The sequence below is a fragment of the Pseudarthrobacter sp. W1I19 genome (assembly GCF_030817835.1).
Classification (GTDB): domain Bacteria; phylum Actinomycetota; class Actinomycetes; order Actinomycetales; family Micrococcaceae; genus Arthrobacter.
This window is the reverse complement of record NZ_JAUSZR010000001.1, coordinates 3,680,872-3,700,336: the sequence shown is the minus strand read 5'-3', so window position 1 is coordinate 3,700,336 and position 19,465 is coordinate 3,680,872. Positions and strand designations below refer to the sequence as shown.

The window sequence follows — 19,465 nt, the reverse complement described above, 5'->3', positions numbered from 1 at the left end:
TGTCAGGGGCGGCTGGGATACTGAATCAATGGTCGATAACCAGTACGCCACAGCAACTTCAGAGCCGGCCCCGGATTTTGACGGCCCCTTGCCGGCCGCCGCACCGTCCGGCACCTCCGATTCTGCCTCCTCAACCTCCAGCGAAGCACTGGCGGTTCTCCGCGAGCTCGTGGGGCACCCGGAAGCTGCCTTCCATGAGGGACAGTTCGAGGCCATTGAGGCGCTGGTGGACGGCGGCCGGAGGGCTTTGGTGGTCCAGCGGACCGGCTGGGGCAAATCGGCCGTCTATTTTGTGGCGTCCCTGCTGCTGCGCCGCCGTGGAGCCGGGCCCACTCTTATTGTCTCGCCGCTCCTGGCATTGATGCGGGACCAGGTGGCCGCCGCCGCCCGTGCCGGGGTGCGTGCCGTTGCCATCAACTCCGCCAACCAGCTGGAGTGGGACAGCGTCCGTGAACAGCTCGCGGCCGACCAGGTGGATGTCCTGCTGGTCTCCCCCGAAAGGCTCACCAACCCGTCCTTCCGGGAAACACAGCTGCCGGAACTGATCCGGCGCACGGGCCTGCTGGTGATCGATGAAGCGCACTGCATTTCCGACTGGGGCCACGACTTCCGCCCTGACTACCGCCGCATCGCGGACCTGATCACCCAGCTTCCGGATTCTGTTCCCGTACTGGCCACCACGGCCACGGCCAACTCACGGGTGGTCCATGACATCGAGGAGCAGCTGGGGGACGGGGTGCTCACCATCCGCGGTTCCCTGGGACGTGACTCCCTGCGGATGGGCGTCCTGTCCTTGCCGGACTCGAAGCAGCGCCTGGGCTGGTTGCTGACCCACCTGGCTGATCTTCCCGGCAGCGGCATTATCTATACCCTGACCGTGTCCGCGGCCGAGGACACCGCACGGCTCCTCGCCGAAGCCGGCCACCACGTGCTGGCCTATACCGGCCGGACGGACCCGGCGGACAGGGAGCGTGCCGAGCAGCTGCTGAAGGACAACCAGGTCAAAGCCCTGGTGGCCACCTCGGCCCTGGGGATGGGCTTCGACAAGCCGGACCTGGGGTTTGTGGTCCACCTCGGGGCGCCGTCGTCCCCGGTGGCGTACTACCAGCAGGTGGGCCGTGCGGGTCGAGGTGCCGCCAACGCCGACGTCCTGCTGCTGCCGGGCGCGGAGGACCGGGACATCTGGCAGTACTTTGCCACTGCTTCCATGCCGTCCGAAGAAAAGGCCGCGGCAGTCCTCACCGCCCTGAGTGAGGCCGGAACGGCGCTCTCCACCGTTGCCCTGGAGGCGCGCGTGGACCTCCGCCGTACTCCGCTGGAACTGCTCCTCAAGGTCCTGTCCGTTGACGGCGCCGTGGAACGGGTGGGCGGCGGATGGCGGGCCACCGGGCAGCCCTGGGTCTATGACGCCGAGCGGTACCGGCGGATCGCCGAGGCGCGCGTGGACGAGCAGGACTCCATGGTGATCTACCAGGACACCGCAGGGTGCCGGATGGAATACATCACCTCCGTCCTCGACGACGAAACCGCTGCCCCTTGCGGCCGGTGCGACAACTGCGCCGGCCGGTGGTTTCCGGCAGAGATCGCGGCGGCTGCCACGGAGGCAGCCAGCCAGACACTCAGCCGCGCAGGCGGCGTCCTGGAGGCCCGACTGCAGTGGCCCAGCGGCATGGACCGCCTGGGCGTTCCGGTCAAGGGAAAGCTCAAGCCGGCGGAGGGGCTGGCGGAAGGCCGTGTCCTGGCAAGGCTGACCGACCTCGGCTGGGGCGGCGCACTGCGGGAGCTTTTCGCCGCGGGAGCTGAGGACCGGCCCGTGGATCCCGGCATGCTTCAGGCCTGTGTGCAGGTCCTGAAAGAGTGGGGTGCCGGGGACAGCCGCAGTCCGGGATGGAGCGGCGTTGGCAGGCCGGCCGCCATCGTCAGTATTCCCTCCCGAAGCAAGCCGCAACTGGTGGAATCCCTGGCCCGGGGAATTTCAGAGATCGGGCGGATCCCCTACCTTGGCGCGCTGGAGTTGGCACACGGCGGTCCCACCGGGGGCCGCGGCGGCAACAGCGCCTACAGGCTGGCCGGGGTTTGGGACCGGTTAGTGCCGGGACCTGAACTTGAGGCCGCGCTGGGCGGTCTCAACGGCCAGGCAGTGATGCTGGTTGACGACCTGGCGGACAGCCGGTGGACCTTGACGGTCGCCGGGCGGGCGCTTCGGCAGGCGGGGGCGGGAGCCGTCCTTCCGCTTGTACTGGCCCAGGCGGGCTGACCCAAGGCTGGCGTGCCGGGCCCGGTGAGGGCCTGCTGTCGTCGCCCGTCCGGCTCAGACCCGCTCGGCCTTGCGCTGGCTGACTTCCGCCCCGGCGTGGCGCGGCAGGAAGAGGCTGTCTGCGGTGCTTGCGAGCATCAGCACCGTCATGGCGAGGAAAGCCCCGCGGAAAGGCCCGGCGGAGTCGTCAGGGAAGGTGCCTAGCCCGTCGAACACCCGGATCAGCAGGGCGCCCACTGCAATACCTGAACCGGTGGCAAGCTGCACCAGGGTGGCGGAAACGGTGTTTGCGGACGTCAGCTGCGCCGGCGCGATGTCGGCATACTGCACGGACGCGTAGGCGGAGAAACCGATGGAGCGGAAGGCGCCGCTGCAGACCAGCAGGGCGAACGTCAGGGGCTGCGGCGTGTCCGGGGTCAGCAGGGCGCAGAGGGCGAATGTGGCCGCGGAGGCAAGCGACGCGAACACCAGCATCGCGCGGAAACCGAAGCGCCGGATCAGCGGTGTTGTGGCCGGCTTGATGCCGATGTTGCCGATGAAAACGGCCGCCACCATCGCTCCGGCGTGCAGCGGGGACCAGCCGAATCCGGCTTGGAACATCAGCGGCAGAAGGAACGGAACTGAGCTGATGGTCAGCCGGTAGGCAAATCCGCCTGTGGCCATAGCCCGGAATGTACGGGTGCCGAAAACCCCGAGGTCGAAGAGCGGATTAGGGCTCCCGCGCATCCACAGGACTGCACATGTAAGGAACACCAGGCCCAATCCGGCACTCAAAGCCGCCCAGGGGGCTGCAGGGTGGGTGCTCACCAGCTCGAGTCCCACTACCAACGCACCCACGCCCAGCGTGGTGAGGAGCAGCCCCAGCCAGTCCAGCCGCCGGCCCCGATCACCTGCCACTGACGGGACCAGCCGCAGGGCGGCGATGAACGCGGCAACACCCAGCGGGAGGTTGATCAGGAAGATCCAGTGCCAGGACAGGTACGTGGTCAAGGCCCCACCCACCAGAGGTGCAAGAACTGGGGCCAAGAGCCCGGGCCATACCAGGAAGGCCGTGGCGCGGAGCAGGTCGGCTTTGGGCGTGCCGCGCAGGACCAGGAGGGTGCCCACCGGAACCATCATGGCGCCGCCGAACCCCTGCGCAACCCGGCTGAGGGTCAGCATACTGAGGTCCTGGCTCAGCGAACACGCCAGCGAAGCAAAGGTGAAAATGGCTATGGCCAGGCAGAAAACCCGGCGCGCGCCGAGCCGTTCCGCCAGCCAGCCGCTGAACGGGATGCCCATGGCAACGGTCAGCAGGTAGGCAGTCATAGTGATGTTCACGTCCGCGGCCGGCACGTGGAAGTCGGCGGCAATGTTGGGGATAGCCGTCGTGAGGACCGTGCCGTCGAGGAACTCCATGAAGAAGGTGGCGGCCACCAGCAGCGCCAGGCGCGGGCTCCATGCCTGGTTACTGCCGGACGCCTCGTCCACCGTGCTGCTTGCTGCCATCTGCCCATCCTGCCATCGCCGCGGCCTCCGGAACTTCAGGTGTCCGTACCCCGGACGGGACCGGGACCGCTGGGAGAGATCGGGCCGCCAGCACCGAGATCCTGCGGCCCGGATACGCAAAAGGCCCCGGTCCAGGACCGGGGCCAAACGCGGAGACGGGGGGATTTGAACCCCCGGTGGAGTTGTGCCCCACACTTCATTAGCAGTGAAGCCCATTCGGCCGCTCTGGCACGTCTCCAATTGCTATTCCTAGCCCACCAAGGATACGCAGATCCGGCCATCCAGCGCAAAACGGGCCGGCAGGAACCCCCGAGCAGCAGGCCAAGGACAGTTTCACGGGTGAAATAGGGCCTGCCCGGGCCGTAACATCCTGATTTCCCGCAGGTTTTCCCACTCCGGAACCACGTCGGCGGCCCCGTCGGGGGCAAAACCGAAGTGCCCGTAAAAACCGATGGCCTGCACATTGTCCGCTGCCACCCACAGGCTCGCCGCCTCACCGTCCAGCGCTGCCTCAAGGAGTCGTCGTCCCAGGCCCAGGCCCTGGTGCGACGCCAGCAGGTACAACCCCCACAGTTCCAGGTCGCCGGACGACGGCGGCACAAAGCCGTGCGAAGCAGCGCCCGGCTCCCTCCGGACGCCGGCAAACCCCACTACAGTGCCGGCATCGGTTGCCACCCAGGCGTCCGCCGGCTCGGCAGCTTCCAGCAGGTGGCGCCACAGCGGCAGCCGGGAGGCGGGGTTCTGCGACGCAAGGAATTCCGCGGACAGCATGCCGCGGTACGTCTCCTGCCAGCAGCGGACATGCACCTCCGCCAGCCGCTCCACATCGCCGGCCGCCGCCCGCCGCACCAGCAGGGCCAAGGCTACGAGCCCCCGCCGGCCAGCGCCTTCCACAGGAAATGCTGGCTTCGGGCCTGCAGCGCAGCGGCCTGCCGGTTGTCCGACGCTCCGGCGTGACCGCCCTCGAGGGCTTCGTGGAACCAGACGTTGGGGATGCCCATGGCCAGCATGCGGGCAGCCATCTTCCGTGCCTGCACGGGGCCCACTCTGTCGTCCGAGGTAGCCGTCCAGATAAACGTCTCCGGGTACTCCACCCCGTCCTTGAGCAGGTGGTACGGAGAGAAGGTGCGGATGTACTCCCACTGCTCCGGGACGTCCGGGTCACCATACTCGGCGATCCAGGAGTGGCCGGCGGAGAGCCTGGTGTAGCGGCGCATGTCCAGCAGCGGCACGCCGCAGGAGACGGCCCCGAACAGCTCCGGGTATTGGGTCAGCATGTTTCCCACCAGCAGGCCGCCGTTGGATCCGCCCACGCAGCCCAGCCGCTCCGGCGAGGTGACGCCGCGGGAGATGAGGTGCCGGGCTACGGCGGCGAAGTCCTGGTACGCCTTGTGCCGGTTTTCCTGCAGGGCCGCCCGGTGCCAGGAGGGCCCGTATTCGCCGCCGCCCCGGATGTTCGCCACCACATAAACGCCGCCCCGCGAGTGCGGCGCGTCCCCGTCGCCGGCGGCCGACAGGGACGTCCGGCGCTCCAGCCACGCCCTGCCCACCGTGCCGCTGTAGGCGGGAGTGCGGGAGACCTCGAAACCGCCGTACCCGGACAGCTGCGTGGGGTTCTGCCCGTCCAGGGCCAGGTCCCGCGAGGCCACCTGGAAGTAGGGCACCCGGGTGCCGTCGTCGGACACGGCGAAGTGCTGCTGGACTTCATAGTTTTCGTCGGCAAAGAACGACGGCGACGTCTTCACCACGGCGTGCCGGCTCACCACTCCGCTGGTCCCGTCAGCGGCGCGCTCCAAGGTGCCCCGCATCAGGGTGCTGGGGGTGGTAAAGCCCGTGGCGACGAGCCAGAAGTCGTCGCCCGCACCGCCGTCGGCCTCGTCTTCGTCGTCCACGGCGTAGGCGTTGACGTCGTGCAGCGGCGGGCAGGCATCGAGCAGCGAAGAGTCCCATGCCGCCTCAAGGGAAGCGCCGGGCCGGGACGGATCGAGCACCCGGATCTCGGAGGAGACGTCCTTCAGGAGATTCAGGAGCAGGAAATTCCTCGTCCAGCTCCAAGACTGCAGGGACGTGCTGGCGTCCGGGGTGAACAGCACTGACACCTTCCGCGAGCCCGCCAGGTAGTCCTCAAACGGGGCGGCGAGGAGCGAACCCGCCGGGTAGGTGACGCCGTCGAGCACCCAGTCCTGCTGGGGCCGGAACAGCAGCCACTCGCGGTGGGCGCTGACGTTGACGTCGGTGGGAACATCGATCACCACCCAGGAGCCATCCCGCAGCACGGCGTTGCTGCGGTTGTAGAAATCGATGTAGTCAACGGCGAAGGTTCGTTCGAAGCCGGGCGTCGAGTCGTGCGCCACCACGGCCATCATGTGGTTCTCGGGCACTTCAAACAGGCGGGGTGCGCCGGGCAGGGACCCGCCGCGCTTGAGGGTGACGGCGGTGCGGGCGTAGGAGGAGGCCGTCCGCGGAAGTCCCTCTGCCGTGGAGGCCACCAGGAGCGTGTCCGCGTCCAGCCATGAAACGTGGCCCTTCGCCGTCGGCAGGTCAAAGCCGCCCTGCGCCGGGTCCACGAAGGTCCGCGATTCGACGTCGAATTCCCGGTACCGGTTGGCGTCGCCGCCGTCGGGGGACAGTGCCAGCAGCGCGTGCCGGTAGGGCTCGCCGGCGGCAGGGCGGAGGAAGGTGGCGCCGTGGAAGACCCATTCCTCGCCTTCAGTGGCGGACAGGGCGTCGACGTCCAGCAGGACGTCCCATTCCGGGGCATCGGAGCAGTAGCTCTCCCACGTGGTGCGGCGCCAGAGGCCCTTGGGGTTCTGCTGGTCCTTCCAGAAGTTGTAGTACCAGTCGCCGCGCTTGCCCACCATGGCGATCCGGTCCGTGGAGTCCAGCACCTCCAGGATGCTGCCCTCCAGCTGCACATAATCGGCGTCCTCCAGCAGGTCCTCCGTACGGGAGTTCTGCTCCTTCACCCAGGCAAGCTGCTCCTCGCCGTAGATGTCCTCAAGCCAGACATTTTCGTCTGTGGGCTCGGGCGCGATGCCCTGCGGGTCGGTGCCGGATGTGTTGCCGAAACCGGGGGCGGGCGCTGGATCAGCTGCAGTGGTGGTCATGCGCCCCATCCAAACAACATCGGCAGACCGCTGGCAAGTCAAGCGCCCGGCGCATACTTTGTTTCCAGCCCGTACGCTGGATGCCGTGGAAATAACGCAAAGCATCCGGACCGCCATCATCGGGGCAGGTCCGCGGGGCACCAGCGTCCTGGAACGCCTGCTGGCCCGCAATGCCGCGCAGGCCGCTTCGGGTTCCGGCGCGGTACGTCTCCACATCGACGTGATCGATCCCTATCCTGCGGGCCCCGGGCACGTGTGGCAGCCGCAGCAGTCCCGGCTGTTCCTGATGAACACCCAGTCCTTCTATCCCACCCTGATCCCCGAGGACCCTGACCTGGCGCCGCCCATCGCCGGCACCACCTTCGAACAGTGGCGGACCCGGCAGCGGCGCAACCCCGCGCCCTCCCTGACCGAGGAAGAGCTCGCGGAACTGGCCGTCCTGGAAGCCACCGATTTCCCCAGCCGCGCCCTCTACGGCCGCTACCTCCGCGGCATCGTGGAGGAACTGACCAGCAACCTGCCCGACGGCGTCAGCATCGACTTCCACGAAACGACGGCGTTGTCGGTGCGCCCCTCGGGGGACGGAACGTTCGACGTCGGCCTGGCCACCGGAACGACGCTGCGCACCGGCTCCGTGGTGCTGGCATTGGGCCACATCCCGTCGCGGCTGAACCCCGAACAGCGGGAGCTGCAGGCCGCGGCGGAGCAATTGGGACTGCAGTACCTGCAGCCGGCAGTGCCTGCGGACGTGGACTGGTCCCGGATTCCTGCCGGCGAACCCGTGCTGGTCCGGGGCATGGGCCTGAACTTCTTCGACACCATGGTCCAGCTGACCGAGGGCCGGGGCGGAAAATTCCTCAGCAACGGCACGGGGCTCCGCTACGAGCCCTCAGGTCAGGAACCGCACATCATTGCCGCGTCCCGGCGCGGAACGCCCTACCGTGCCAAAGCGGCCCTGAACGGCTACTACCCGGAGTCGGTCACGCTGCGGTACTTCACCGAGGCGGCGCTGGAACGCTTCCGCACCGCCGGCATCCGCCCGGCATTCGACCACGACTTCTGGCCGCTCCTGCACCGCGATGCGCTCTGGGCCTACTACTCAACCCTGGTGCGCTCGCAGCCAAACGCCGTACCTGACTCCGCGGCCTTCCTCGCCGCACTTGACGAAGCCCTCCATCCCCACGCCCATAGTGCGGTGAACTGGGAGGACAGCGTGGAAAGCGTGCTCGCCGTCCACGTGGGCCCCCGGCACCGCCTGGACCTGCCCGGTCTGGCCGGGCCCCTGGCCGGACGCTCGTTTGCCTCGCGCGCGGAACTGGACGCCGCCGTCGTGGACTACCTGCTGGACGATGCCCGCCGGTCCGCGCTCGGCGAGGACGACCCCGTGAAGATGGCCATCGGTGCCCTCCACCACGGGCGCGCTGTCCTGAAGACAGCAGTGGCCGACGGCGGCATTACCGACGAATCCTGGGTGGCTGGACTGCGTGGCTGGTTCGAGTCGTTCGTGGAGGGGCTGGCCAGCGGGCCGCCCGCCCTGCGCGCCGAGCAGCTTGCCGCGCTGGCCAAGGCAGGCGTCGTGAGCTTTGTGGGGCCCGACCCCAAGTTCGCGGTGGACCGGAAAAACCGCCGCTTCACGGCGGTTTCGCCTTGGGTCACTGCTGCCCCGGTAACGGCAAAGACCATGGTGGAAGCGCTGGCGCCCGGCAACAGGATTTCGGCCAATGATTCGCCGGTCCTGGAACAGCTGCTGGCGGACGGGCTGGTGCGGCCACGCCTCATGATGACCGTCGAAGGCGCCCCCGTTCAGTCCACCGGCCTGGATGTTGTGCCCCACCCGTACCGCCCCCTGGCAGCCAATGGTTCCGTGACGGAAGGGCTGTACGTGTTGGGCTTGCAGCTCTCCTCAGTCCAGTGGGGGACCGCCATTGCCGCCGAGGCCTTACAGCCGGGCGGGCCGAATTACCGCAGCGGCCAACGGACCCTGCGCGACGCCGACGAAATCGCGGGCGCCATCCTCACCTCCTGACCCCTGGAGTTTTTGGGCAGATGTGCCAGGGTTCGAGGCCTCCCAAGTCTGCATACCTGGACAAAAACCCGGGGCTGCACGGATGCCGTAACACTGTGGCGCTCCCGGCCGAAATATTTTGACCATTTCGGCGGCCTTGGCTGCGTTGCGGCCGCTGTGACTTGCGCCGGGGCTCGCGAGCCGCGTGGGTCCGGCCGCCTGCACGCCCTGTTCGTTGCGCCCTGAAGTCGCGGCGGGACATCACGTGGCCGCATATGACCTTCCGCGGCCAGGTTTCCTTACCGGGCGTTAACCGGTATTTCGGCATGCTGCCTTGCGTGTCCCGAAGTGTCAGCAGGCAACGCCATGGAACGTCCCGTGACGCCGCACGTCCTGCAATTTCCCCGGATTTCCTGGGGTTAACCCGCCTCTTCTGCCCCGGACTCTTTCCTGTTCTAGTTGTCCCCACAGCCACCCCGGCCCGGATCCACAACTGCACCGGTCCCCGACCCAACTGGTCCCCAAAGAACAGCAGAAAGAACAGCATCATGAAAAACCGTCCCCTCCCCAAAAGGCACCGCCCCGCCGCAGGCGTGGCAGCAGCCATCGCTGCCGCCGCGGCACTCATGCTGGCGCTGTCCGGATGCGGCGGCCCGGCCACTGCCCAGCCGGGGGCACAAAGCGGCCCGGAAACAAAGAAGGTCCGTTACCAAGGCTCGCCCAACAGCGTCGCCCTGCTGGAGGTGGCTGAAGACCTGGGGTACCTGGGCGACGTCAAACTCGAATGGGTCAGCAACACCACCAGCGGCCCCCAAAGCATCCAGTCCGTCGCCACCGACCAGACGGACATTGGCGGAGCATTTACCGGCGCTGTGATCAAGCTGATCGAGGCCGGAGCCCCCGTCCAGGCGGTCATCAACTACTACGGCGAGGACAAGGACACCTTCACCGGCTACTACGTGGAGGAAGGAAGCCCGATCAAAACCCCCAGGGACCTGATCGGCAAGAAGATCGCCGTCAACACCCTCGGCGCCCACCACGAAGCGGTCATCACCACCTACCTGAAGAACAGCGGGCTCACGCCCGAGGAGATCAAGCAGGTGCAACTCGTAGTGGTGCCGCCGAACGAAACCGAGGTGGCGCTCCGCAAGAAGCAGGTGGACGTGGGCACCCTGGGCGGCGTCCTCCAGGACCGCGCGCTCGCCGAGGGCGGCATCCGGGCCCTGTTCACCGACGTCGAGGTCATTGGGGGACCGTTCGACGCCGGCCAGTATGTCCTGCGCAGGGACTTCATTGCGAAGAACCCCGAAACCAGCCGCACCGTAGTGACGGGCGTGGCCAAGGCCATCGAATGGGAGCGCACCACCCCGCGGGAGCAGGTCATCGCCAAGTTCGAGGAGATCATCGCCAAGCGCGGACGGAATGAGAGCACCGAGGCACTGAAGTACTGGAAGAGCGTGGGTGTGGCCTCACCGGGCGGGCGGATCCAGGACCAGGACTTCACCCGGTGGGAGGACTACCTGAAGTCCGCCGGGATCATCAACGGCGCCCTGGACACCGCAAAGCTCTACACCAACGAGTTCAACCTGCTGGAAGCCTCCGCCCCGGCAGCAACGTCCAAAGGATAAAAGATGACTCCCAAGATCAGCCTTCGAAACGTGACCAAGGAGTTCGCGGTCCGCCAGGCCAAGGGCCAGGGCAGGGGAAAGGGCAAGGCGGCCTGGCGGCAGGCGGAAGCGTCCGTCCTGACAGCCCTGTCCGATCTCGGCCTCGAGGTTGCCGCCGGAGAATTTCTCACCCTGGTGGGGCCAAGCGGTTCCGGCAAAACAACCCTGCTTGACCTGCTCGCCGGGCTCTCCAGCCCCACCTCCGGAACTGTCCTGGTGGACGGCAAGCCTGTGACAGGACCCGGCCAGGACCGGGCCGTGGTTTTCCAGCAGTACGCCCTGTTTCCCTGGCGCACGGCATCGGCCAACGTCTCCATCGGCCTCGAGAACACCGGCCTGTCCAGGAAGGAGCGGGCGGCCAAGGCGAGTGAATTCCTGGACCTCGTGGGCCTGGCCGGGTTCGAGGACCGGTATCCGCACGAACTGTCCGGCGGTATGAAGCAGCGCGTGGCCATCGCCAGGAGCCTCGCCTATGAGCCGGACATCCTCCTGATGGACGAACCCTTCGCGGCCCTGGACGCCCAGACCCGGGAACAGTTGCAGGACGAGCTCCTGCGGATCTGGAAAGCCACCGGCAAAACCATCGTGTTCATCACGCACGGCATCGACGAGGCCGTCTACCTTGGCCAGCGCGTGGCAGTGCTCAGTGCCCGCCCGGGCCGGCTCAAGGAAATTGTTGACATCAACATCCCGGACCGGGACGGCGACGAGGACATCCGCTCCCACCCGGCCTTTGTGGAACACCGGCACCAGGTCTGGTCCCTCCTGCACGACGAGGTCCAGCTGGCACAGGACTCCGGCCACCGGAAGATCCTGCCGGACGGCACCGCCCCCGACGAAGAGCCCGCTGAAAGGAGCGCTGCCTGATGAGCGCACTGCTGACCCAACCGCACAAGACGACGGCCGCCGTCGACCCTTCCCATCCGGCCGGACAGTCACAGCGCACAAACGAGCAACGCCCGACGGCGGCCGGCAGGTCCGCTGCCCTGGCAGGCCTCGCCGCACGGGCGGGGTGGAAGTCCCTCGCCGTGGTGTTGTTCCTCGCCTTGTGGGAATTCGGCCCGACGTTCCTGGCGGCCCCGGCCACCAGGGTGTTCCTTCCTCCGCTCCACGAAGTCTTGGCCGCCGGCGCCCGGCTGGTGGATACCGGGCAGCTGCAAAGCCACCTCCAGGCAAGCCTGACCCGTTCGGTATCCGGCTTCACCATCGCGGTGGTGTCCGCCGTGGTCCTGGGACTCCTGATCGCCTGGTACCGCTGGTTGAACTCGTTCCTGAACCCGCTCCTGGAGCTCTTCCGCAACACCGCCACCCTGGCACTGCTCCCGGTGTTCACCCTGCTGCTGGGCATCGGCGAGGAATCCAAGATCACCATCGTGGCCTACGCTGCGTTCTTCCCGGTGCTGCTGAACACCATCGCCGGTGTCCGGACGGTAGACCCGCTGCTCATCCGGGCCGCCAGGTCACTGGGGCTGGGCAGCTTCCGGCTCTTCCAGAAGGTGATCCTGCCCTCCGCTGTACCAACAATTTTCACCGGCATCAGGATGGCCGGCACGTCATCCATCCTGGTGCTCATCGCCGCGGAGATGGTCGGTGCCAAGGCGGGTCTGGGGTACCTAATCGTCAATTCCCAGATGAGCTTCCTGATCCCGGACATGTACGCCGGCATCCTCACCGTCTCCGTGCTCGGGCTGCTGGTGAACGTCCTGCTCGTGGCACTGGAACGGCACTTCTCCCGCTGGCGCACCGCCGTCGGCTCCGGCAACTGACCTGCTGAACTGACCGCCCTGAACGAAAACTCACTGAACCAACCCGCACTGAAAGGCAAGGAACCATCATGACCGTCATTACCGAAACCAAACTCGAATTCACCAAGCTGGGTGCCCGCATCGGGGCCGAAATCCGCGGCCTGGACCTCAGCGCCGAGCTCAGCGACGACACGATCGCCCAGATCCGCGAAGCCTTGAATACGCACAAGGCCCTGGTATTCCGGGAGGCCAATATCGGCACCGACGAGGACCAGGTGCGGTTTGCCAGCCGGTTCGGCCCGCTCACCAATGCGCACCCCACCGTGGCGTCCGTGGACGGAAAGCCGGCGGTCCTGCCTGTAGACAGCGAAAACGGCAGCGCGAACAACTGGCACACCGATGTCACGTTTGTGGTCAACCCGCCGCAGGCCTCCACCCTGCGCAGCATCACCCTGCCGGCGTACGGCGGGGAAACCCTGATCGCGTCATCCGCCGGCGCCTACCAGGACCTGCCCGATGAGCTGCGGAACTTCGCCGACACCCTCTGGGCCATCCATACCAACGACTACGACTACTCCGTCCCCCAGAACCTGGAGCACAGCAACGCGGAGGAGCGGCGCAAGGAGTTCACCCGGATCCACTTTGAAACCGCCCACCCTGTGGTGCGCGTGCATCCGTTGACGGGGGAGCGCGGGCTGTTCATCGGCGGCTTCGCCCAGCGTTTGAGGATCGTGGGGCTGTCCAACACCGAATCGAAGGACATCCTGCGCATCCTGCAGGCCTACATCACCCGCCCGGAGAACGTGGTCCGGGTGAACTGGGAGCCGGACCAGCTGGTCCTGTTCGATAACCGGATCACCCAGCACTATGCGCCGGACAACTACGACCGCCAGCCCCGCAAGCTGAACCGCGTCACCATCGCCGGCGATATCCCAGTGGGTGTGGACGGCCGCAGCAGCCAGGCCATCAAGGGCGACTCGTCCACGTACTCCGAGACGGTAGTGCTCCCCTAAAACCCGGAGTTTTTGTCCAGATATGCAGGGCTTAAGGCACCGGAAGCCGGCATACGTGGACAAAAACCCGAAGCAAAAAGGTGCCTCTGCCCAGCCTTGTCGGCCGGGGAGGGGCACCTTTTGCTGATCACTCCTGTGCTAGCCCCGCAGGCAGTGCTGGTACTGCAGCCAGGCGATGCTGTAGCGGATCCAGCCTAGGACCTCGTACCACTTGGTGGGCGGCACGGGAGCGGTGCATACCGGTTCAACCGGCGAGACCGCCACGGGCACACCAACAGTGACCACGGTTCCGGATTCAACGGCAGTGAGGACGAGAGTCCCGGTCCCTGCTGCTGCGCCGGCCGGCACGGACAGGTTCACGTTGGCCGCGCCGCCACTGACCGGCGCTGATCCGAGCTGGGTTGCGGTTCCGGCAGAATCGGTGAAGACAGCTGACAGCGCGGTGTTAACCGGGCTGCCAAGTGACGTCAGGTCCAGCTTGGAGACCGCCAGGGAGATGGGCTCTCCGGGCTTTACTTCAGGCGCAGTGGTGTTGGTGACGGCCACTGACCTGCGCGCGAAGTCAGGCGAGACCGGGCTGCTTTTCTGCAGGTATCCGATCCAGGCATCCCGGTCCACCAGGCCCGAGTCCCTGGTATTGGCACCCTCAGTAAAAACCCTGAAATTGTCGCCCCCGGTGGCCAGGAAGCTGAACGTACCCACGCGGTAGGACTTGGCCGGGTCAAGCGTGGCCCCGTTCACCCGGACGGACGTGATGCGGTCCCCGACCGGCCGGGCGGCGTCATAGGTGTAGTTGACGTTCTTCGACAGGCCGAGCTGCAGGTAGGCGCGGCTGGGAACGGTACCGTCGGGGTTGGTCTGCCATTGTTGTTCCAGCAACGTCTTGAACTGCGCGCCCGTCAGGGACGTGGTCCAGAGGTTGTTCACGAACGGCAGCACCGCGTTGGCCTCGGCGTAAGTGACGGTTCCGTCCGGGGCGTAGTACAGTTCGTTCCGGAGTCCGCCGGGATTGACCACGCCGATCTCGGCACCGCCAAGTTCCGCCGGCTGCAGTGAGGCCAGCAGGGAATCTGCCACCAGGTTGCCCAGGGTTGACTCGCTGCCGCGGTCGTCGCGCTTGGCGGCACCGGTGGCGTCCGTGGTGAAGGCCGTGGTGATGTCCGCGGTGACGGAGCCGACAGGCTGGTTGCCGACGACGGCGGAATCCGCCAGCGCCTTCTTCACGATGGCGTCCACAGCAGCCACCCGCGGGTACGCTGCGATCAGGTCCGCCGCGGGGTCGGTGCTCCGTTTGACGTTACCGGCCTTGTGCGCAATGACTTCCTTGGTGGCGGTGTCTACGGTGAGCTGGATCTGCCCCACGTTCTCGCCGTAATTGCCGGTCTGGACGATGGGGCGGGTCTTGCCGTCCACACCGGGGACGGGAGCGTCCCAGGCGTATTCCTTGTGGGTGTGGCCGGTGAAGATGGCGTCAACGTCCGGGGACGTCTCGGTGACGAGCTTCGCGAAGGGGCCTCCGGCTGCAACTTCCTCCTCCAAAGTGGCACCTTCCACCGTTCCCGAGCCGGCGCCGTCGTGGTTCTCCACGATGATGACGTCGGCAAGGTTCCCTGCCGTGATTTTTGCAGCGGCCCGGTTGATCGCTTCCACCGGCTCGCCGAACTCCAGGTCGGCGACGCCGGCCGGAGTCACCAGGGAGGGAACCTCCTGGGTGACGGTGCCGATCATGGCCACCTTGATGCCGTTCATGTCCAGGATGGCGTACTCGGGCAGGACCGGTTCGGTGGTGCCCTTTTGGTAGACGTTTGCTCCCTGGTAGGGGAACTTCGCGTTGGAACCGCCGGCCATGACGCGGTCCCGCAGGTCCGCCCAGCCGCCGTCGAACTCGTGGTTGCCCACCGCGGAAGCCCGAAGCTCCAGTGCGTTCAGCACGTCGATGGTGGGCTGGTCCTTGGCGATGGCGGACGCAAACAGGGATGCGCCGATGTTGTCGCCGGCGGAGAGGAAAGCGGTGGCTCCCGGGGCAGCTGCTGCGCGCAGCTTCTCGATGGTGCCGGCGAACTGGACAGTGTTGGTGTCAATCCTTCCGTGGAAATCATTGATGCCCAGGAAGTTCAGGTCAACGGTGGCCGGCGCAGGCTGCAGGTTCAGGCCCGCAATTACCGGATCATGGTCGCTGGCGCGGTACTGGTCCGGGGCGTAGTAGTTGGTGACGTTGTTGTTGTAGCGGCTGTACTCCAGGGCTACGGACTCCACGGAGTTGATGTTCCAGATGTCCGCGCCCGCCACCACGGCGTTGGCCGCAGGGGAAGCGAGGATGTGGTCCAGCGAGCCGACCATCCCGCCGAAGAGGTAGGAGTGTTTGGCACTTCCATCGGCGTTGCGGGCCTTCTCGTCCTGGTTGACGTACCCCTCGGCGGTGAAGACATTGATGGGGTCTTCCTTGGCATAGGAGTTGAAGTCGCCAATCAGGAAGACTTTGTCGGTGCCCTTGGACTGCTGCAGGGATTTGGTGAACTCAAGCAGGGACTTGGCCTGGGCGGTGCGGGCCAGGTTTGATGCGCCCTGGCCCTTGTCCGTGTCGTCCGGGGTAGCTGCCGATCCCTTGGACTTGAAGTGGTTGGCGATGGCGATGAACTCGGTCCCGGCGCCGCCGCCGAGCGGCTTGAAGACCTGTGCCAGCGGCTTGCGTGCACTGGCGAAGGCCAGGGTGTCGTTGTGGATGATCGATTCACCCACGGGTTCGGCCACGGCCTTTTTGTAGATAAAGGCGGTGCGGATCATGTCCTCGTCGCTGAGCGGCGGCGCGTTGGCCGGCGTCCGGACGTAATCCCAGATCCCCGGGGTCGCGATGTTCAGGGCGTCCACCAGTTTGGCCAGGGCGTCGTCCCGGTTCTTGCCGAACTGCGCCGAGTTTTCGATCTCCATCAGCGTGACAACGTCTGCGCCGGCCTTCGTGATGGCCGCGACGATCTTGTCCTGCTGCCGCTTGAAGTTCTCGGCGTTGGCCGCCCCACGGGCGTTGCAGCCGTCGCGGACGGTGATGGGGTTGCCCTCGCGGTCCTCGTAGTAGGTGCAGCCGGTCAGCTGGTCGCCGGTAGTGGGGAAGTAGTTCAGTACGTTGAAGGAGGCAATTTTCACGTTTCCGCCCACCGGGGCGGGAGCATCCGTACGCGTGGCCCCGAAGGCGGCGGGCTGGACAGTGGCTTTGTTGGCTTCCGTCAGGTGCGTAAGGGGCTGGAGCTTCCAGGCGTTGTTCGCGTACCCGAGCACCACGTTGGTGGTGAAAGTGGCGGATGAACCCACCCGGATCGGGTCTGTGGTGGTCAGGTAGGGCAGCACCAGGGCTTTGGTGGCGGCGTCCTTGAGGAAGTTGGTGCTGGAGCCGTCGTCGAGCTTGATGCCGCGGGCAGCGTTGTCCGCCACGGCCGCGGTGTACTCAGCAGAGCCGTAAGGTGCGACTGCGGTGGGCTGGACCAGGGGCGTTGTTCCGCCGGCCAGGCCGATCTCGCCGTACTGGTTCAGGCTGTAGTTGTCCGTGACGGTCAGCGGGCCCTGGGGCGCCAGCAGCATCCCTTCGAGGGATTCACGGAAGGTTTCGGTGGCGGGCAGCGTGAAGGCGGTGGCCTTCACTTCAGGGGCTGGTTCCGTCAGTTTGGCCAGCCCGGCCGCCGAGGTGACGTTGAGCTGCGTCATCCCGTAGTACTCCGCCACGGCGCCGGTTACCTGGACATAATCACCCGCCTGTACTGAGGCAACGGTGGCGGGGGAGTAGACGAAGATGCCGTCCGAAGCGGCGTGGTTGGTTGCTGTGAGGTCGCCGCCGGTTCCCGCAGTCTGCAGGTAGTAGCCGTTGAGTCCGCCGGTGGGGAAGACAGCTGTGACCTTGCCCGTGGTGGTCACCGTGGTTCCGGCCAGCGGGCTTTCGGTGCCCGTGCCCTGGATTTCGGCGATGCTCCTGGCGGACGGTGTAGGTGTCGGGTCCGGTGATGGATCCGGATCCGGTGCGGTGCCGCCGTTGCCCGTTGGGGTGATGGCCGCGTTGAGACTGAAGTCCGCGGCGTTGCTGTTGCTGTCTGCCCCGGCACTCCGGTTCAGGCTTTTGACGTCGGTATTGCCGGCAGGGGCAGGTGCTGCCTGCGTTTCGAAGGTGTTGGAGGCGCCGTAGCCCAAGAGGTCGGCCACGCCGGCAGGCTCCACTTGGGAGCCGGTGGCCAGTACGACGGCGGTGGGCTGCTTTGCGAGCACGATGGTTCCGCCCGTGCCGCTGAAGTTCAGGCCTCCCGCCACGAGGTCCGGTGCCGGAAGGTCTGCGCCGTTGGCCCCGTTGCTTGAGCCCTGGACCAGGTAGTGCCCCTTGGCCGGGATCGAGCCGGAAAGGGCCGCAACGCCGGTGGGAGCCGCGGTGCCTGTTGCTGAGCGGTATTGCAGCGACCAGCCGGCCAGGGAGACCGCCTCATCCGAGGAGTTGTAGAGTTCAACGAATTTGTTTTTGTAGGCGGCACCGCTGCTGCCGCCGCTGAGGTAGGCCTCGTTGATCACAACGGGTGAGGTTCCTGCCGCGGCTGAGACCTCCGCGGCTGTAGAGTCCGCAACTGCGGGCAAGGCTGCCAGGGGAGCTGCTGCGAGCCCCGCTGACAGCACTGTGCCCAGCGCTAATTTCCAAGGTGTTCGATGCATCCGCTCTTACTTTCAGAAGGGTCCCCGGTGGGGAAACCGATGGAAGGTGTCCGGGTTGTACCGACGGACAAGGGCCCGGATCCTGCTCCTGGTCAAGTGGTATCCGGCACATAACAGCAGCGTTGAATGAACGCAGGGTTGATAGCGCGTACATTCGGCGGAACGTTCCCCAGCGGAACATACCGCCCCGCCGTCCGGTTGCCCCGGTAGCCCGGTCCCGGCGGAAGCTGTCAGTGCTTGGGTTGGTGGCCGGTACGGAATGTGCCGTCCATCACACAAAGGATACCGGCCGGTAGCTTTAAGGAAAGTTCCGGCCGGCATGTTGCCGGTAACCGCTTCCGGGTGTCAGCCCGGGCTCCCCTTATGGGGCCGTGGTTGGCTTACTGGTCTCCTGCCGACGGGTACCGGGTGGAAATGACCTTGAACATGCCGCCGGTGGGATCGGCAAGCTGCGCCACCCGGCCGAAGTCGCTGTCCGCCGGTCCGTCCAGCAGGGTTCCGCCCATGGCCAGGGCGCGCTCCACAGTGGCATCCGTGTCCTCAACAGCGAAGTACACCTGCCAGTGGGAAGGGACCTCGCCTGGAAGGTATCCCGAAGCGTCCATGATTCCGGCCTGTGCCGTTTCACCCGAGCCCAAGGTGGTGTAACGGAAGTCGGGAGAATCGCTCATAACGCTCGTCTGCCAGCCGAAGACGTTTTCGTAGAACGCCACGGCCTTCTGGTAGTCCTTGGCGTGCAGCTCGTGCCAGGCGGGCGTTCCGGGTTCCCCGGCAATTTCATACCCGCGCATTTCCCGCCGCTGCCACGCGCCAACGGACGCGCCGCTGGGATCGCCGAACATGGCCATGATTCCCTGGGCGGGGACGTCCATGGGCTCCATGTGCACCTGGCCGCCGTTCGCTGCCACCGAAGCTGCCGTCGCAGCGGCATCGTCCGTGCACAGGTAGGTGGACCACATGTCCGGGAATCCGGCCTGGTCCTCCTGCTTCTGCATGATGCCGGCAACCGTCTTTCCGTTCCGTGACGCCGTGATGTAGCCGCCGTAAAGCTCCTGGTCGCCGGACTGGAACTCCCAGCTAAAGAGTTCGCCATAGAACTCGCGGGCCTTGGCGGCGTCCGAGGTGATCAGGTCAATCCAGCAGGGGGAACCGGGTTTGATGTCGGGACTGGGCATAGCGATCTCCTGGTGCGGTAGGTGTTCGGGCTGGTGGGACACCAAGAGGCTATGTGCGGGGTCTGACAGTTTCAATGGATCCCGCAGTTCCTGCCCGATCGCCGGAGATTTAAGCGCATGAAGGGCGAAAACGAAGGACCCCTGCCGGCCAGCATGCTGGCGGACAGGGGTCCCGATCGCGGAAGGTAAGAGATTCGAACTCTTGGTACGGGGTTACCGCACACTAGTTTTCAAGACTAGCTCCTTCGGCCGCTCGGACAACCTTCCTCCACTAGTAGTGTTTCATAGGCACTTGCCTGCAACAAAACAGAGGCAAACAAGGTGTCCG

11 protein-coding genes and 2 tRNA genes are annotated in these 19,465 nt (G+C 66.3%); 6 read left to right on the top strand and 7 right to left on the bottom strand.

The window, feature by feature from the left end:
- Positions 1-28 precede the first annotated feature (28 nt).
- Positions 29-2,257, top strand: a complete 2,229-nt coding sequence (locus QF038_RS17010) for an ATP-dependent DNA helicase RecQ (protein ID WP_307611538.1) — start codon at positions 29-31, stop codon at positions 2,255-2,257.
- 54 nt (positions 2,258-2,311) lie between these two features.
- On the opposite strand, the gene QF038_RS17005 is transcribed toward QF038_RS17010, so the two are convergent.
- The 4 genes from QF038_RS17005 to QF038_RS16990 form a co-directional block, all read right to left on the bottom strand.
- Complete coding sequence (locus QF038_RS17005) at positions 2,312-3,745, bottom strand: MFS transporter (protein ID WP_307611536.1); 1,434 nt, start codon at positions 3,743-3,745, stop codon at positions 2,312-2,314.
- A 150-nt stretch (positions 3,746-3,895) separates the two neighbouring features.
- Positions 3,896-3,983: transfer RNA gene (locus QF038_RS17000), tRNA-Ser, on the bottom strand.
- Positions 3,984-4,078: 95 nt separating this feature from the next.
- Positions 4,079-4,639 carry a GNAT family N-acetyltransferase gene (locus QF038_RS16995; RefSeq protein ID WP_307611534.1) on the bottom strand — a complete coding sequence of 187 codons (561 nt, stop codon included), beginning with the start codon at positions 4,637-4,639 and terminating at the stop codon, positions 4,079-4,081.
- A complete protein-coding gene (locus QF038_RS16990; RefSeq protein ID WP_307611532.1) occupies positions 4,609-6,852 on the bottom strand; it encodes a prolyl oligopeptidase family protein in 2,244 nt (747 codons plus the stop codon). The genes QF038_RS16995 and QF038_RS16990 overlap by 31 nt, the downstream gene beginning before the upstream one ends.
- 85 nt (positions 6,853-6,937) lie before the next feature.
- On the opposite strand from QF038_RS16990, the gene QF038_RS16985 reads away from it, so the two are divergent.
- From QF038_RS16985 to QF038_RS16965, 5 genes are all read left to right on the top strand, one after another.
- On the top strand, positions 6,938-8,878 hold the full coding sequence (locus QF038_RS16985; RefSeq protein WP_307611530.1) for an FAD/NAD(P)-binding domain-containing protein: 1,941 nt from the start codon (positions 6,938-6,940) through the stop codon (positions 8,876-8,878).
- A gap of 527 nt (positions 8,879-9,405) precedes the next feature.
- Complete coding sequence (locus QF038_RS16980) at positions 9,406-10,485, top strand: ABC transporter substrate-binding protein (RefSeq protein ID WP_307611528.1); 1,080 nt, start codon at positions 9,406-9,408, stop codon at positions 10,483-10,485.
- 3 nt (positions 10,486-10,488) lie between these two features.
- Positions 10,489-11,391, top strand: a complete 903-nt coding sequence (locus QF038_RS16975; protein ID WP_307611525.1) for an ABC transporter ATP-binding protein — start codon at positions 10,489-10,491, stop codon at positions 11,389-11,391.
- A complete protein-coding gene (locus QF038_RS16970) occupies positions 11,391-12,290 on the top strand; it encodes an ABC transporter permease (protein WP_307611523.1) in 900 nt (299 codons plus the stop codon). Before QF038_RS16975 ends, QF038_RS16970 begins: the two co-directional genes overlap by 1 nt.
- A 68-nt stretch (positions 12,291-12,358) precedes the next feature.
- Positions 12,359-13,282: a TauD/TfdA family dioxygenase gene (locus tag QF038_RS16965; protein WP_307611520.1), complete on the top strand. Its 924-nt coding sequence runs from the start codon at positions 12,359-12,361 to the stop codon at positions 13,280-13,282.
- 138 nt (positions 13,283-13,420) lie between these two features.
- Here QF038_RS16965 and QF038_RS16960 read toward each other — a convergent pair whose 3' ends face one another.
- The 3 genes from QF038_RS16960 to QF038_RS16950 all read right to left on the bottom strand — a co-directional run bounded on the left by QF038_RS16960 (position 13,421) and on the right by QF038_RS16950 (position 19,404).
- A complete protein-coding gene (locus QF038_RS16960; RefSeq protein WP_307611519.1) occupies positions 13,421-17,962 on the bottom strand; it encodes an ExeM/NucH family extracellular endonuclease in 4,542 nt (1,513 codons plus the stop codon).
- Positions 17,963-18,342: 380 nt separating this feature from the next.
- Positions 18,343-19,137 carry a VOC family protein gene (locus QF038_RS16955; protein WP_307611517.1) on the bottom strand — a complete coding sequence of 265 codons (795 nt, stop codon included), beginning with the start codon at positions 19,135-19,137 and terminating at the stop codon, positions 18,343-18,345.
- A 179-nt stretch (positions 19,138-19,316) separates the two neighbouring features.
- Positions 19,317-19,404, bottom strand: a tRNA-Ser gene (locus tag QF038_RS16950).
- Positions 19,405-19,465: the final 61 nt, after the last annotated feature.